Below are 15,014 nucleotides of genomic sequence, written 5' to 3'. Positions count from 1 at the left end.
GGCCGCGGCGGCCCCGGCGGCGCGCCGGGCGGCGTCGCGGCCCGGGGCCCGGCAGGTGGCCGGCTACACCGACGCGTCGGGCCGGGTGACCGTGGCCGTCTTCGCCTACCGCGGGAACCCCGCCCAGCAGCACTGGAACGACCAGACGGTACGGGTGGCCGACGGAGACATGATCGCCATCGGCGGCGGGGCCACCGCCGTGGAGGGCCCCGCCGGCGCGCTGCTGACCGCTTCGTACCCCAACGACGACCTGACCGGGTGGACCGTCTCCTCCAAGGACCACCTCGAAGCCCAGCCGCACGAGCTGACCGCCTACGTCATCGGCCTGAAGATCGCCGGGATGAGCCGCGACCGGTTGCTGCGCTCGGTCCACGTCGCGCGCGCCGACAGCGGTACCGTCCCGCACCCCGAGGCCGAGGCGGGCATCCCCTCCTCCGCGGAGTACGCCCTGGTCGGCGGGGGCTTCCGGGTCGACTGGCGGGGCGCCGGCAACCTCGCCACGGCCTCCTTCCCGTCCACCGACTTCTCCTGGAAGGCCCGCTCCAAGGACCACGTGGTCTCCTCCCCGGCGAGCATCCGCTCCTACGCGATCTCGCTGCGCCGCGACCTGCCCGCCGGCCGCGTCACGACCGCCCTGGTCCGCGCCGAGTCCGGCCAGGCCCAGCACCCCGCCGCCGTCGCCACCCTGCCTCCGGGATACGCCCTCACCGGCGGCGGCGCCGAGGTGCACTGGCGCGGGGCCGGCAACCTCCTGTGGCGGCTGGAGCCGTCCACCACCTGGAACGCCAGCTTCAGCGCGGCCTCCAAGGACCACCGGGTGGCCGACCCGGCCACCCTCACCGCCTACGCGCTGGGCATCCGCCTCTCCTGACACGCCCCCGCTCACCGGCGGGCCCGGGCGGCTGCCCGCCCGTGCCCGCCCTGACGCGTGTCAGGACCGGCCGCCCACGCCGTCGAAGGTGTCCGGGACGGGCAGGGTGTTCCAGCGGTCCAGCGGCCAGCCGACGACGAAGGCGCGCCCGATCACGTTGCCGACCGGGACGAAGCCGTGGTTCCGGTCCTGCTGGTGGTAGCGGGAGTCCGCCGAGTTCTGCCGGTGGTCGCCCATCACCCACAACGTCCCCTCGGGAACGGTCACCTTGAACTGGCCGCCCTGCTCGTCGGGGCTGCACGGGGTGTTCCCGGCGAAGACGTAGGGCTCGTCCAGCTCCTTGCCGTTGACCTTCAGCGGCCCCGTGCCGCGGCACTCCACCGTGTCGCCGCCGACGGCGACGACCCGCTTGATGAGGTCCTTCTCCTCGGCGGAGGGCATGAGCCCGACGAAGCCGAGGACTTTCTGCACCGGGTTCGGGCGGGCGGCCGGCTCGTCCTTCAGCCAGTCGTCCGGGTCGCGGAAGACGACGACCTCGCCCCGCTCGGGCTTGGCGCCGAACCACGGCGTGAGCTTGTCGACCAGCACGCGGTCGCCCCGCTGCAGGGTGTTCTGCATCGAGTCCGAGGGGATGGAGAACGCCTGCACCAGAAACGTCTTGATGAGCAGCGCGAGGACCAGCGCGATGCCGATGAGGAGCGGCAGCTCCTTCCAGAACGGGCGCTGCTCGCGCGGCTTCCCGCCCGCCTCGCCCGGCCCGGTGTCCGCCCCGGCGGTCGCCACATCGGTCATTCCCACTCCTCGCCACGTGCCACGGCCCGTCTCCCCTTGCGGTCCGGGCCTACCACTCCCACAACGCGCGGGAGTTCCCGCACACCTCCTGGGCGACATGTCCGGAGATGCTGCCGGGGCGCACGCGCCCTACGATGGTGGTGTCGAGTGCCGTGGAGGTGTGTCATGGCCCACGCCACGGGGGCGGTTACGGACGCCCGGGACCTGCTGGCCCTGTCGCGGCCCGAGCTCGACCGCCTCTTCCGCAGCAGCCCGCCCGGGGAGACGCCCCGGGGCGAGGGCGCTGGCACCGTGCTCCTGGCGCGCGGAGCGGGCCCGTCGCGGATCGCGGCCCGCCTCGCCCGGCTCCTCGCCTGGCAGGGCAAGGTGTTCGCGCCCGGCGGCGGAGAACTGCTCAACAGGGTCACCCCGTTCGGCGTGCGCGCCATCCGCGCCCGGGTGTACCGCGGCGCGAGCTGGTCCGACGGCGCGGAATGCATCGTCCTGGACTATTCGCGCACCTCGTTCCTCGCGCAGCGCATCCGCGACGAGATCCGCACGATCGGGCCGGGCCTGTACCTCGGCGACGTCTACTGGGGGCGGCGCAGGGTCCTGGGCTTCTCCCTGCGTTTCTCCACCCCGACCACCTGACACGACGCTCCGGGAGGTGCCGGGCATGCCGCATCAGCTGGCCGTCACCATCCGGGCCGCCCTCCCCGCGGCCCGGGTCGCAGAGGTGAGCGAACTGCTGGCCGAGGCCGGCCGCAAGGGCGTGGCCGGCGAGCTGTTCCCCTTCGCGGAGGTGACGGGCGTTCACTTCGCCCGGCTGCTCGTGGTGCCGGAAGGGCCGCCCGGCGCGGACGGCGCCCCCGTGCCCGCCAGCGTCGTCTACATGAGCGAGGTGGACGCCCCGCTGCAGTCCCACCTCACCGATCTCGTCCGCAAGGCCGGCGAGGGACTGGAGAAGGTCTTCGGGCACTGCGACGGTTACCCGACGGGCAGCGCCTCGGTCGCCGCCCGGACCGCCTGGCTGCGCGCCCACCGCATCCCCTCCGCCGCCTTCTACGTCAACACCGTGGGCAGGGGGCGGCAGCAGATCCTGCGCGAGGCACGGCTGCGCGAGGCGATCGAGGAATTCCTCGACCAGCAGGGCGCGGCCCTGTCCGGCGCACCGCCGTCCCGCATCCGGGCCGCCGTCCAGGAGCACGTGAGAGGCCGCCCGGATCTGGCCTGGGCCCGCTCGCGTCCCGCCCCGCCGGCCCTGTGGTGGCGGATCCGGCAGAAGGCGCACCTCGTCGCGCTGCCGGTGGTGGCCCTGTTCCTGCTGCCGCTCCTGCTGTTCGCCCTGCCCGTGTGGGCGGTGCTGCTGCGGCTGCACGAACTGCGGGACGCACCCGGCCGGGACCGCCCGGACCGCCGGCACCTGCGCGAACTCGCCGCGTGCGAGGACTTCGGCGCGCAGAACCCGTTCACCGCCGTCGGCTCCGTCAAACCGGGTCGGTTCCGCCGCGCCACCCTGACGGCGGTCCTCCTCGTCGTCGACTACGGCGTCCGGCACTTCTTCAACCGGGGCGACCTCACGGGCGTGAAGACCATCCACTTCGCCCGCTGGCTGTTCATCGACGACAAGCGGCGCGTGCTCTTCGCGAGCAACTACGACGGAAGCCTCGAAAGCTACATGGACGACTTCATCGACAAGGTCGCCTGGGGCCTCAACGCCGTCTTCAGCAACGGGCTCGGCTACCCCCGGACCCGGTGGCTCGTGCTCGGCGGCGCCAAGGACGAGCTGGCCTTCAAGAACTACCTGCGCTGCCACCAGCTGCCCACCCACGTCTGGTACTCCGCCTACGACGACCTGACCACCGCCACCATCGACACCAACGCCCGCATCCGCGCGGGCCTGTTCGCCGACCTCGGCCCGGCCGCGACCAGGGCCTGGCTCGCCCTGCTCTGAAGGAGGGGACGCGATGGTCCCGACCCTGGAACTCGACGACATCCAGGGCCTGCTCGTGCGCGGCTACAGCAGCCTGAGGGCGGCCTGTTACCTGCTGCTCGCCGTCACCGACCCGCCGGCCGCACGCCCCGCCCTGGCCCGGGCGGCCCTGCGGGTGACGGACGGCCGCACGGAGCCCACGGAGAGCGCCGTGAACCTCGCCCTCACCGCGGACGGCCTGCGGCGCCTGGGCACGCTGCCCCCCGGCCTCGACGGCTTCCCCGAGGAGTTCGTCACCGGCATGACCGACCCCGACCGCAGCCGCTTCCTCGGCGACCTCGGCCAGGACGCCCCCCGGCACTGGCGCTGGGGCGGGCCCGCCACCCCGCCCGTGCACGTCCTCGCGCTGCTCTACGCCCGCGACGAGCCGTCCCTGCACCGCCTGGAAGCAGAGCTGCGCCAGGACCTGCTCGCCACCGGCGGTCTCACCGAGGTGCTCCGGCTGACCACGGCCGAGCTCGGCGACCGCGAGCCCTTCGGCTTCCGGGACGGCATCTCGCAGCCGCTCATCGAAGGACTGCCCAAGACCTCCCGTGTGACCGCCGCGCGCGACGGGGCGGCGTCCGACGGCGACGTCGTCAAGGCCGGCGAGTTCGTCCTCGGCTATCCCAACGAGTACGGCCTGCTGACGGACCGGCCGCTGCTCCCGGACGACGACGCCGGCCTGCTGCCCCGGGCGCCCGGCGGCGCCGGCGCCGACCTCGGCCGCAACGGCAGCTACCTGGTCTTCCGCCAGCTCCACCAGGACGTCCAGGGCTTCTGGGGCTACCTCGACGACGTCACCCGCCGCCCCGACGGCACGTCCGATCCCGCCGCGCGCGAGGCGCTCGCCGCGCGCATGGTGGGCCGCTGGCCCGGCGGCGCCCCGCTGGTCCACGCCCCCGGCCAGGACGATCCCGGCCGTGCCACCGACAACGACTTCGGCTACTTCGCCACCGACCCCGGCGGCCTGCGCTGCCCCCTCGGCGCGCACATCCGCCGCGCCAACCCCCGCGACTCGCTGGACCCGCGGCCCGGATCGGCCGAATCGGTCGCCATCGGCCGGCGCCACCGGATCCTGCGCCGCGGTCGCGCCTACGGGCCGCGCGGAGGCCCCGACCCGCCGCCCACCGCCGCCGACGACACCCAGGGCAACGGGCTGCACTTCCTCTGCCTCAACGCCAACATCTCCCGCCAGTTCGAGTTCATCCAGCACACCTGGCTCAACAACCCGGGCTTCAACGGCCTCCACGACGCCCCCGACCCGCTGGTCGCACCGCGCCGCAACCAGCACGCCACCTTCACCCGGCAGGCCCGGCCCGTCCGCACCCGCCACGTCGGCCTGCCGCAGTTCGTCTTCGTCCAGGGCGGCGCCTACTTCTTCCTGCCCGGCCTGCGCGCCCTGCGCCACCTGTGCACGGCCGCACCGAAGGACGGGCAGCGGTGACCGGCCGGCACCGCCTGCGCGTGGCGGTCAACGACGCCGTCCTGCGCTGCGTCCACCTGGAGCGCCGCATCGACCCCTACGTCCGGCCGCTGCTCGACCGGGCCCTGCGGCGGCCCGTGCAGGCCCTGGTGCAGTGGATCGTGGGCGTCCGCCGCCGCGACGAACACCTCCGCCCGGCCGAGGAACGGCTGCTGCCGGGGGAGGGGGAGACCACGGAGGCCATCGCCGGTCAGATGGGCCGCTTCATCGCCCGCGAGTACGCCCCGGGCAACGCCCAGCGGGCCGGGAACACCAAGACCCACGGCGTCGTGTCAGGGGAGTTCACCGTGCTCGGCGACCTGCCCGCCGCGCTGCGCCACGGGGTGTTCAGCCGCCCCCGGACCTTCCGCGCGTGGGTGCGCTTCGCCGGCCCCGGCCCCCTCGCGCCGCCCGACATCGAGGACAACGGCATCCTCAGCATCGGCGTCAAGCTCCTCGGCGTCGAGGGCGAGAAGCTGCTCGACGACGAGCGGGCTACCCAGGACTTCACGGGCATCAGCGCCCCGACCTTCACCACGCCCGACGTCGTCGAGAACCTCAAGCTGCAGCAGCACGTCTACGACGGCACCCCCCTGCTGTACTTCCTCGGCCCCCGCGACAGCCACCTGTGCGACATGGTCATGCAGGGCCTGTACGCCAGGACCCACTCCAGCCCGCTGGAGACCCGCTACTGGAGCTGCACCCCGTACCTGCTGGGCGAGGGCCAGGCCATGCAGTACTCCCTGGTCCCGCGCGACCGGCGGCGCGGCCGCGCGCCCTGGCACCCGCCGGACGACTACCTGCGGCGGGCGCTGGCCACGACGCTGCGCGAGCGCGACGTCCTCTTCGACTTCCTCGTCCAGCTCCAGACCGACCCGCACCGGATGCCCGTCGAGAACGCCTCGGTGGTCTGGCCCGAACGGCTCTCGCCCTTCCGGCCCGTCGCCACGCTGCGGCTGCCCCGCCAGGAGCTCGACGAGGCCCGGCAGTTCGCCCTCGCCGACCGGCTCTCCTTCAACCCCTGGCACGCGGTGGCCGCCCACCGCCCGCTCGGCAACCAGAACCGCGCCCGCCGCACGATCTACCTGCAGCTCTGCCACCTCCGCCAGTCCATGAACGGCACACCGCACACCGATCCCAGCGACGACGAGCCCGGCCGGAGCCCCTGAAGCGGCTCCCGCGCCCGCCGCGCGAAGGAACACACCATGCCATATCGTCGCATTCTGTACGCCATGCCCCTGAGGAAGGGGTGTCCCCCGCGGGAAGGGGCACTGATCATGAACGTGCGTACGGCCGCCCGCTACAGCCTGGGCGGAATCCGGCTGGTCAACGGCGTGGCGGCGTTGCTCGCCCCCCAGGTGGTGGCCCGCCGGCTGGGTGCGGACCCCGGACAGCCCGCCCTCGTCCACGTGCTGCGGATGTTCGGCGTCCGCACCACGATCATCGGTGCCGAGCTGCTGCTCCTCAAGGACGTCCGCGCCCTCGACCGGGCGCTGCGCCTGGCCCCGGTCGTCCACGCCAGCGACGCGCTGTCCGCCGCCTGCGCCTGGCGCTCCGGGACCCTCCCCGGGCGGGCGGGCCTGACCGCCACGGCGATCTCCACGGTCAACGTCGCCCTCACCCTGATGGCCCAGCCGCCCGGGAGGCTGTTGTTCCGCTGCCGCACGCGGGAAGGAGCCCACCATGCGTAGCGCCTCATGGTTCGTGGAGCTGCACAACAGGCTGGCGCTGGCCGTCGACCGCAAGAGGGGCTGGGACCGCCTGCCGACACCGCTCGGCCTGCTGACCCTCATCGGCCTGCGCAACAACCTGCGCCGCAAGAACCTCTTCGACACCACGTCCTACCCGGCGCAGAACCTGCCCCCCGTCGAGCCGCCGGACCCGCGCCACCTCACCCAGCGCTCCGCCGACGGCACCTACAACGACCTGGCGCACCCGCGCATGGGCATGACGGGCTCCCGCTTCGGCCGCAACGTCCCGCCCGAGAACGCCTTCCCCGAGCCCGAGCCGCAGATCCTCTCCCCGAGCCCCCGCGAGGTGAGCCGCGCCCTGCTGACCCGGCACGCGTTCATCCCCGCCGAGTCCGTCAACGCGCTGGTGGCCGCCTGGCTGCAGTTCATGATCCGGGACTGGGTCAACCACGGCCAGGGCTCGGCCGACGACCCCTGGCGCATCGAGCTGCTCGACGACGACCCCTGGCCCCAGTCCCCGATGCTCGTGCCCCGCACCGTCCCCGACGCCACCCGCCCGCCCGGCGACGACGGCCTCCCGCCCACGTACCTCAACGAGAAGTCCCACTGGTGGGACGCCTCCCAGGTCTACGGCAACAATCTCGCCGAACAGCTGCAGCTGCGCGAGGGCGAGGGCGGCCGGCTCAAGGTGCCCCGCAACGGCACCCTCTTCCCCGACGACCCGGACCGGGACCCGGCGAGCATCCCCGGCTTCTGGCTGGGCCTGGCCATGATGCACATCCTGTTCATCCTGGAGCACAACGCCATCTGCGACCGGCTGCGCCAGGACTACCCGCAGTGGTCGGACGAGGAGCTCTTCCAGCGGGGGCGCCTGATCAACACCGCCCTCATCGCCAAGATCCACACCATCGAGTGGACGCCCGCCGTCATCAGCCACCCCACGACCGTCACCGGCATGCGCGCCAACTGGTTCGGCCTCCTGGGCGAGCGCGTGCACAGGATGTTCGGCCGCATCAGCCGGAGCGAGGTCCTCAGCGGCATCACCGGCGGGCACCCCGACCACTTCGGCGTGCCGTACGCCCTCACCGAGGAGTTCGTCGCCGTCTACCGCATGCACCCCCTCGTGCCCGACGACTGGAGCATTCGCGCGGCCGCCGACGACTCCCCGCTGCGGGAGGCCACGTTCCGGGAGCTGGCGGGGCGCGGAGCGTACGAGTTCCTCGGCAAGTACGAGCTGTCCGACCTGTTCTACTCCTTCGGCACCTCGCACCCGGGCCTGGTCACCCTGCACAACTACCCGGCGTTCCTGCAGGAGTTCGAGCGCCCCGACGGCAAGCTCATGGACCTCGGCGCCGTCGACGTGCTGCGGATCCGTGAACTGGGCGTCCCGCGCTACAACGACTTCCGGCGCGCCCTCCACCTCGCCCCCGCCCGGGACTTCGCCTCGCTCACCGACAACCCGGAGTGGGCCGAGGAGATGCGCCGTGTCTACCGCGACGACATCGAAGCGGTCGATCTCATGGTCGGCATGTTCGCCGAACGCCGCCCGAAGAACTTCGCCTTCAGCGACACCGCCTTCCGGATCTTCCTCCTCATGGCGTCCCGCCGCCTGAACAGCGACCGGTTCCTCACCCAGGACTACACCCCGCAGGTCTACACCCGCACCGGACTCGACTGGATCGAGAACAACAGCATGTCCAGCGTGCTCCTGCGTCACTTCCCGGAGCTGCGCGCCTCGATGCGCTCGGCGGACAACGCGTTCGCCCCGTGGACGAGCACCGGGTCCGCGCGGTGAACACCGGGAGCATGCGGCCCTCGGCGGGGCTGCTGCTGGCCATCACCGGCGTCCTGCCGTTCTGCGGCGGCCTGGCGTTCCTCCTCTGCACGACCGACGTCGACGTCACGCCCCTGCGGATGGCCGGCAGCGCCGCCGCGGCCGTACGGGTCCTCGGGGACCGCGCCGACGCCTTCCGCGACGCGGTCCACGCCGACCACGTCTTCGTCGCCGGCTGCACGATCACCCTGGTGTGGGTCTTCCTGCTCGCCCGCCGCACCCTCGCCCGCCATGTGAACCAGCAGCACCTCGCCGTGACCGGCGCGGTGGCGGCGCTGGTCGCGGGGCTGTGCGCCGTGGCCGGGAACCTGCTGCTCGCGCACGGCATTCCGCGCGCGGCGCAAGGGGCGAACCTGCCGTTCGCGCTGGCCACCGGCTGCGCCACGGTCACGTGGGTGCTGCTGGCCCTGACCGGGCCCGTCGCGGTCGTCCTCGTCGCCATCACGGTCAAGCGCGCCGCCTCCCACGCCGTGCCGTTCCTGCGACGCCGCACCGGCCCGGCGCCGGCCGGCGACGACGTGATCCCGCCCTGGCCCGTGGTGCGGGCCGACGGCGCCCGCTGGCCCCGGAGCGCGCGGCCGGACCCGCCGGCCGGCAGCGCCGTCCGCTGGCTCAACGGCAGCCGGGTCCCGCCCGGCCGCGAGCAGGGCGCCCTGGGGTTCTGCGTCTCCGGCGGCGGCATCCGCTCGGCCTGCGTCACCCTGGGCGCGCTGCAGGTCCTCCGCGACGACGTGCGCAAGGCCCGCTACCTCGTGTCCGTCTCCGGCGGCGGCTACCTGGCCGGCGCCCTGCAACTGGCGCTCACCGGCCCCCTCGAAGGAGGGGCCCTGACCCCGGCCCGCGCCGCCCCCGCGGACGTCTTCGGGCCCGGCACCCCGGAAGAGGACCACCTGCGCCGGCACTCGAAGTACCTCGCCGAGGGCACCGGCCAGTGGCTGACCGCACTCGGCGTCCTCCTGCGCGGCCTACTGGCCTCCCTGAGCCTGCTCGTCGCCGGCCTCCTCGTCCTGGGACTCGCCCTGAGCTGGGCCTACCACCGCGTGCCCGTCACGGACCTGACCTGCCTGGCGGGCAGCGCACCGCCCTGCAGGCCCGGCTTCCGCACACCGGCCGTCGCCGCCATCCTGTGCTGCCTGGGCGCCGCGCTCGCGTGCTGGCTCGTCTGGCTGGTGACCTTCGCGTGGCTCCCGGGTTCCCGTCGTCCGCCCCTGTGGGCGGCCACGGCGTTCCGGCTGCTCGTCGTCCTCGCCCTGTTCCTGGTGCTCGTGGTCCTGCTCCTGCCCGCCGTGGCCTGGGGAGCGATGTGGCTCAAGCACTGGACGGACGTGGGCGTACGGGGCGTCGGCGCGGGCGCCGGCCTGACCGCACTGCTCACCTACGTGGCCGTCCTCGCCGGCACCCTGTGGCGCCGCCGCCAGGTCGTCGGCGGCGGCATGAGCAAGCTGTTCGGCGCCGGGCGGCGCGCCTCCAGACTGAGCCAGGCCGTGCCCACCGCATTCAGCCAGTACCTGCTCGTGTGGCTGGTCCTGCTGCTCCTGACGCTCGTCTCGCTGCTCGTCCTGGGCTGGGCGATCGCCACCGGGCGCACCTGGCACCCGGGCTGGCAGCTGGGCGTCCCCGCCGCCGTCCTCGCGGTCGCCCTGTGCCTCGACCAGACCTGGATGAGCCTGCACCCCTTCTACCGCTACCGGCTGGCCTCCGCGTTCGCCGTCCGCCGCTGGAAGGAGGAGGACGGCGAAACGGTCGCCCGGCCCTACGACTTCACGAAAGAGCCCACGAAGCTGTCCCTGTACGGTGAACAGCGCGAGGGCTTCCCGCAGGTCATCTTCGCCGCCGCGGCCAACCTCTCCGGCAGCGACCGCACGCCCCCGGGCCGGCACGCGGTCTCCTACACGTTCTCCCACGACTACGTCGGCGGCCCGGACATCGGATACGTCCGGACGGACCGGCTGGAGGAGCGCACCGAGGGGACCATCGGCGCCGACCTCACCGTGCAGTCCGCCGTCGCCGTCTCCGGCGCCGCCTTCGCCTCCGCCATGGGCAGCCAGGCCAGGGTCTTCCAGACCCTCTTCGCCCTCACCAACGCCCGGCTGGGCACCTGGGTGCCCAACCCGGCCTCCCTGACCGGACTGTGGGCGCCGGACCCCGACTGGAGGCTGCCGCCCCAGCCCCGCCTGCGGCGGCTGCACTACCTCCTCAAGGAGATCGCCGGCCGCTATCCGATGGACGACCGGCTGCTGCTGACCACCGACGGCGGCCACTACGAGAACCTCGGGCTCGTCGAACTGCTGCGCCACGGCGTGCGCACCGCCGTGTGCATCGACGCCAGCGGCAGCAACCCGCCCTTCGCGGGCACGCTGGCCGACGCCATCTCGCTGGCCTACCAGGAACTGGGCGTCAGGATCCTCCTGGACGACGTGGAAGCACGGCAACTCGTCCCCGGCAGCGCCCGCCCCCTGCAGCCCGAGGACCCCCTGGCCGCGCTGAACGCCCGTCTGTCGGCCCGCGCGGTGGTCACCGGCGACATCATCTATCCGCACGAGCTGGTCGTGAACGGGCAGGGCTGCGGCACCAGGGGCCGGCTGATCGTGGCCCGGGCGGCGCTCACCCGCAAGCTGCCCTACCCGCTGCTCGCCTACGCCTCGACCCACGGCGTCTTCCCCAACGACGCCACCAGCGACCAGTGGTTCGACCACAAGCAGTTCGAGGCGTACCGGGAGCTCGGCCGCTTCATCGGCCAGGAGGCCGCGGAGGTGCTGCGCCGCCTTCCGCCGCCGCCCGGATGAGTCACACCGTGCTGGTCAGCATCCAGAACCGGACGAAGGCGACCGTGAACGCGAAGTCGATGGCCGCGGGCACCAGGACCAGCGGCCGGGCGAGGTCCCCGGCGTACAAGGTGGTCAGGTTCACCACGTCGAACAGCTTGGCGAGGATGCCCAGGAGCACGATGCCGCGGTTCTGCGTCACATCGCGCGCGACGATGTGATAGCCGATGCCGATGAGGACGACCGCGAACCCGAACCCCGCCCACAGGCGCAGCGCCATCGCGTCCCGGGTGACGTCCGGCACGTACGACAGGTCGTAGGACCAGCGCCGCGCGAAGACGATGGGGAGCCCGATGACGTAGTTGAACAGCGCCGCGACGAGGAAGAGCCGCGACCAGAACGTCGTGTTCAGCGAGATGACCATCGGTCCTCCGGATGCCCTCGGTGCCGTCCGCGGTCAGCCGGGGCTGCCGTCCACCCGCAGGAGGACCTGCTCCTCCAGGCGCTCCAGGCTCCGGGCGAGGGCCGCGCGCACGGTGTCCCCGCCGGGGTCGTCGGCCTCGTCGAAGAACGAGAGGTGGACGGTCACCTCGCTCGCGCCGCTGCCGATGCCCGCCACCTGCAGCCAGCCCGCGTAGTTGCCGGTGTCCCGGGTGCCCCACTCCACCCGCATCTGCTCCTTGTCCGCGCGGAACAGCGCACGCTCGTCCGCGCCCGTGCGGTCCTCGTGGACGGTCACGGCCGGCAGTTCCCCGGCCTCGACGTGCAGGTCCTCCGGCAGCCAGCTGCTGAGCATCTCCACGCTGTTGACCTGGTCGAAGACGTGCTCGGGCAATGCCGGCATCGTCCGGGAACGCTCGTATTCGCTCATGCCCTGCCCATCGTCGGTGCGGAACCTTCCCTTCCCGCCTGCCCGGGCGGCAGCCCGCTGCGTCGCAATGCCACCCGTTCGCCCCGGCACAAGTCCGCCGTTCGGCCCGTCGCCCCCCGGCCGGGAGGCGCTCATCCGCCGGCGGCGACGATGTGCGCGAGGGCGCGTTCGGCGAGGGCGGTGATGGTCAGGGACGGGTTGGCGCCGCCGGCGTTCCCCGGCAGCAGCGATCCGTCGACGACGTACAGCCCCCGGTGCCCGGCCACCCGGCCCTCCAGGTCGGTGCACCGGCCCACCGCGCACCCGCCCAGCGGATGACCGGTGAACGGGACGGGATAGCCGAGGGCGGCGGAGACGAGGCCCGGGTTGGCGGCGATGATCTCCGCGTCGTAGGCGTGCATCGCCTGCGCGGACCCCCGCTGCTTGTCCGGCGTCCAGTCCGCGAGGACGACCCGGCCGCTCCCGCGGTCGTAACGGAACGTCCCCCGGCTCTCGCGGTCGACGGTGACGGCGAACGTGACGAGGACCGGCAGACCGTGTGCGCCCGGCAACTGCCAGCTCTCGGCCCGCAGGGGCTGGGCGAAGCGGTCGTGGAAGAAGTAGGTGGAGGCGCAGGGCGCGCCCTGCGCGGGGCCGGGACGGTCCGTCAGGGCCGTGCGCAGGCTGACCTGGTCGCCGTTGCCGCCGAAGCCGCTGCCCAGCGCGGCGGGCAGCTCCGGCAGGTCCCCGCGCTCGCGGGCGGCGACCAGCAGCCGGTTGGTGTTGAGGGTGCCGGCACTGACGAACAGGAGGTCGCAGGTGTACTCCTCGACGTCCAGCGTCCGCCCGGCGGTGTCCATCCACCGCACCTCCAGGGCGTAGCCGCCGCGCCGGCCCCGCCGGACCGCACGCACCTCGTGCAACGGGCGCAGCTGGACGTGGCCGGTGGCCAGGGCGCGCGGGAGATAGGTGCGGGTGAGGGACTTCTTGGCGCCGTTGGAGCAGCCGAAGTCGCTCTCCCCGGCCGTCGCCGAGGCGCGGACCGTGCCGCGCAGCTCGGCCCGCAGGACGTCCCAGTCGAACGTCGAGCCGGCCGGCACCGGCGGGTACCCGGCCCGGGTCATGTGCCGGTCCCACAGCCGCGAGTGGGTGAAGGGAGGCGAGTCGTAGACGTCCCTCGGCATGGTCGTCGCGCCGAGTGCGGCGGTGGCCAGGGGGAACCAGCGGCCGGCGAACTCGTCGTAGGACAGTCCGCGCGGATACAGCGCCTCGAACCAGCGGCGGGGCGGGGCGACGGTGGCGCCGGTGTACACGACGGACCCGCCGCCGACCGCGGCGCCGCACAGGATGTCCAGGTGCGCCTCGTTGGAGACTTCCATGACGCCGGGCTGGGGGCGCACGGGAAGCGGCAGCACTCCGGGCCAGTACGCCACGGAGCGGAACCAGAACATGCGGCCGTCGACCCGCTCCTGGGAGCCGAAGACCGCCTCGGTCGGGCTCGTGGGCCACTGCCTGCCGCGTTCGAGGACCAGGGTGTCGACGCCCGCCTCGCCCAGGCGCAGGGCGGCCACCGACCCGCCGAAGCCCGAGCCGATGACGACGGCCCTGAAGTGGGTCCGCGCGACGGCCCGGGCGAACGCCCTGCTGCCGGCGGCCCCGAGGGTCGCGGCGGTGAGGGCGGCCAGCGCCCCACCGGATGCGAGGCCGGCGAACCGGCGGCGCGGAAGACGCATGTCGTTCCCCCCGAGTGCACCCGTCGTGGACACCCCGTACCCCCTGAAGGGGGTAATCCGGATGTGCACGATAGCGGGGGCCGGGGGCGGGCGGAGGGTTCGTCGCCGGGCTCCCGAGACCGGCGGGCCGCGTCCCCGGGGTCAGCCGCGCACCGGCACCTGGTGCGCGACCGCGGTGACGTGCAGTTCGCCGAAGTCGACCACGTCGTCGAGCGCGACGGTGCGGTGGGTGGTGGCCGCCGGCGGAGTCACCTGAAGGTAGGCGGCCTTGCGCGGCTGGGTGCCGGTGTGCGTCCAGGAGACGTTGGCCTGGGCCGTCCGGCCGGTGCCGAGGACGACGAGCCGGTTGCCCGGGTCGTCGGCGTACCACGTGCCGCCCCGCACGGTGCGCGTCGGCAGCGGGGTGTGCCGGGCGTCCTCCAGCCCGAGTCCGGGGTAGCCGCGCAGGGCGCAGGTGCGGCCGGAGGTGTTCTTCAGCTCCAGCGTGACGCCGGCGTGGTTCATGCCCCCGCCGAGCCGTTCGGCGACCCCGATCCGCAGGTCGGAGGTGCCGCAGGTGGCGACGGCCGCCTGGGTCGGGTCGGCCGCGGAGGTGGCGGCGTGGGCCGGGCCCACGGCCGTGGCGAGGGCGAGCGCGGCACCCGCGGCGGTGGCGAGGGCGGCGGATGTCCTGCTCCGGTGGCGTATCACGAGTACTCCTTGTCCGAGGTCGGCCGGGCCCGGTGGGGTGGGCCGGTCCGTCTCCGTGCGCCACCCGGGCCCGGCCGGGAACGACAAGCCGCCTACCCCCTGTCGTGCCCGTGAACACAGGGGAGACGCAAGGAAGGCGGATCCCGGCCACCCGCCGGACCGCGGGCACCCCGCCGGCCCCAGGAGCCGGCCGCGTCCGCGAGGAACACCGCCCCCACGAACAGGGCGACGAACGCCACCGGGGCCCCCGCCCGGCGCCACGTCCCGCGCCGGCGGTCCCGGACGTCCCGCGGTGCCCGCCGGCCCGGTCCGGCGGGCAGGGGGCCGAGCGGAGTAATGCCGGTTTGTGGTGATCTGCGGCGGGTATCCCAG

Annotated in this window: 13 protein-coding genes; 8 read left to right on the top strand and 5 right to left on the bottom strand. The window is 73.7% G+C overall.

The genetic code is table 11. The features are described from left to right. A partial coding sequence (locus LE181_RS26905) for a hypothetical protein (protein WP_225664099.1) occupies positions 1-871 on the top strand: 871 nt, incomplete at its 5' end. Positions 872-931: 60 nt separating this feature from the next. Here the strand turns inward: LE181_RS26905 and lepB are convergent. Further along, on the bottom strand, positions 932-1,663 hold the full coding sequence (gene lepB / locus LE181_RS26900; RefSeq protein WP_225664098.1) for a signal peptidase I: 732 nt from the start codon (positions 1,661-1,663) through the stop codon (positions 932-934). Positions 1,664-1,828: 165 nt separating this feature from the next. Between lepB and LE181_RS26895 the strand changes: the two genes are divergently transcribed. From LE181_RS26895 to LE181_RS26865, 7 genes are all read left to right on the top strand, one after another. Beyond that, entirely contained in the window at positions 1,829-2,293 is a 465-nt protein-coding gene (locus tag LE181_RS26895) for a hypothetical protein (RefSeq protein WP_225664097.1), read from the top strand. Between the two features lie 25 nt (positions 2,294-2,318). Beyond that, positions 2,319-3,596 carry a hypothetical protein gene (locus tag LE181_RS26890; protein WP_225664096.1) on the top strand — a complete coding sequence of 426 codons (1,278 nt, stop codon included), beginning with the start codon at positions 2,319-2,321 and terminating at the stop codon, positions 3,594-3,596. 13 nt (positions 3,597-3,609) lie between these two features. Then, a complete protein-coding gene (locus tag LE181_RS26885) occupies positions 3,610-5,061 on the top strand; it encodes a Dyp-type peroxidase (protein ID WP_225664095.1) in 1,452 nt (483 codons plus the stop codon). Continuing rightward, a complete protein-coding gene (locus LE181_RS26880; RefSeq protein WP_225664094.1) occupies positions 5,058-6,248 on the top strand; it encodes a catalase family protein in 1,191 nt (396 codons plus the stop codon). Before LE181_RS26885 ends, LE181_RS26880 begins: the two co-directional genes overlap by 4 nt. Positions 6,249-6,356: 108 nt before the next feature. Then, positions 6,357-6,770: a hypothetical protein gene (locus LE181_RS26875; RefSeq protein ID WP_225664093.1), complete on the top strand. Its 414-nt coding sequence runs from the start codon at positions 6,357-6,359 to the stop codon at positions 6,768-6,770. Beyond that, positions 6,763-8,565 carry a peroxidase family protein gene (locus LE181_RS26870; RefSeq protein ID WP_225664092.1) on the top strand — a complete coding sequence of 601 codons (1,803 nt, stop codon included), beginning with the start codon at positions 6,763-6,765 and terminating at the stop codon, positions 8,563-8,565. Before LE181_RS26875 ends, LE181_RS26870 begins: the two co-directional genes overlap by 8 nt. After that, a complete protein-coding gene (locus tag LE181_RS26865; RefSeq protein ID WP_225664091.1) occupies positions 8,538-11,390 on the top strand; it encodes a patatin-like phospholipase domain-containing protein in 2,853 nt (950 codons plus the stop codon). The genes LE181_RS26870 and LE181_RS26865 overlap by 28 nt, the downstream gene beginning before the upstream one ends. A gap of 1 nt (position 11,391) precedes the next feature. On the opposite strand, the gene LE181_RS26860 is transcribed toward LE181_RS26865, so the two are convergent. From LE181_RS26860 to LE181_RS32525, 4 genes are all read right to left on the bottom strand, one after another. Then, positions 11,392-11,793, bottom strand: coding sequence for a hypothetical protein (locus LE181_RS26860; RefSeq protein WP_225664090.1), 402 nt, complete (start codon positions 11,791-11,793; stop codon positions 11,392-11,394). Between the two features lie 33 nt (positions 11,794-11,826). After that, complete coding sequence (locus LE181_RS26855; RefSeq protein WP_225664089.1) at positions 11,827-12,240, bottom strand: SRPBCC family protein; 414 nt, start codon at positions 12,238-12,240, stop codon at positions 11,827-11,829. Between the two features lie 131 nt (positions 12,241-12,371). Next, positions 12,372-13,952: a GMC oxidoreductase gene (locus LE181_RS26850; RefSeq protein WP_225664088.1), complete on the bottom strand. Its 1,581-nt coding sequence runs from the start codon at positions 13,950-13,952 to the stop codon at positions 12,372-12,374. 141 nt (positions 13,953-14,093) lie between these two features. Further along, positions 14,094-14,642, bottom strand: coding sequence for a DUF4232 domain-containing protein (locus tag LE181_RS32525; protein ID WP_225664087.1), 549 nt, complete (start codon positions 14,640-14,642; stop codon positions 14,094-14,096). Between the last annotated feature and the right edge of the window lie 372 nt (positions 14,643-15,014).

The organism is Streptomyces sichuanensis, assembly GCF_020328095.1.
GTDB classification, from domain to species: domain Bacteria; phylum Actinomycetota; class Actinomycetes; order Streptomycetales; family Streptomycetaceae; genus Streptomyces; species Streptomyces cinnamoneus.
The sequence above is the reverse complement of the archived record's forward strand: the minus strand, read 5'-3'. Positions and strand labels throughout refer to the sequence as shown.

What these genes read in the sequence shown, in the direction of transcription:
- lepB (WP_225664098.1), bottom strand. Translation starts at nt 1,663, where the DNA reads ATGACCGATGTGGCGACCGCCGGGGCGGACACCGGGCCGGGCGAGGCG.
- LE181_RS26895 (WP_225664097.1), top strand. Translation starts at nt 1,829, where the DNA reads ATGGCCCACGCCACGGGGGCGGTTACGGACGCCCGGGACCTGCTGGCC.
- LE181_RS26890 (WP_225664096.1), top strand. Translation starts at nt 2,319, where the DNA reads ATGCCGCATCAGCTGGCCGTCACCATCCGGGCCGCCCTCCCCGCGGCC.
- LE181_RS26885 (WP_225664095.1), top strand. Translation starts at nt 3,610, where the DNA reads ATGGTCCCGACCCTGGAACTCGACGACATCCAGGGCCTGCTCGTGCGC.
- LE181_RS26875 (WP_225664093.1), top strand. Translation starts at nt 6,357, where the DNA reads ATGAACGTGCGTACGGCCGCCCGCTACAGCCTGGGCGGAATCCGGCTG.
- LE181_RS26870 (WP_225664092.1), top strand. Translation starts at nt 6,763, where the DNA reads ATGCGTAGCGCCTCATGGTTCGTGGAGCTGCACAACAGGCTGGCGCTG.
- LE181_RS26860 (WP_225664090.1), bottom strand. Translation starts at nt 11,793, where the DNA reads ATGGTCATCTCGCTGAACACGACGTTCTGGTCGCGGCTCTTCCTCGTC.
- LE181_RS26855 (WP_225664089.1), bottom strand. Translation starts at nt 12,240, where the DNA reads ATGAGCGAATACGAGCGTTCCCGGACGATGCCGGCATTGCCCGAGCAC.
- LE181_RS26850 (WP_225664088.1), bottom strand. Translation starts at nt 13,952, where the DNA reads ATGCGTCTTCCGCGCCGCCGGTTCGCCGGCCTCGCATCCGGTGGGGCG.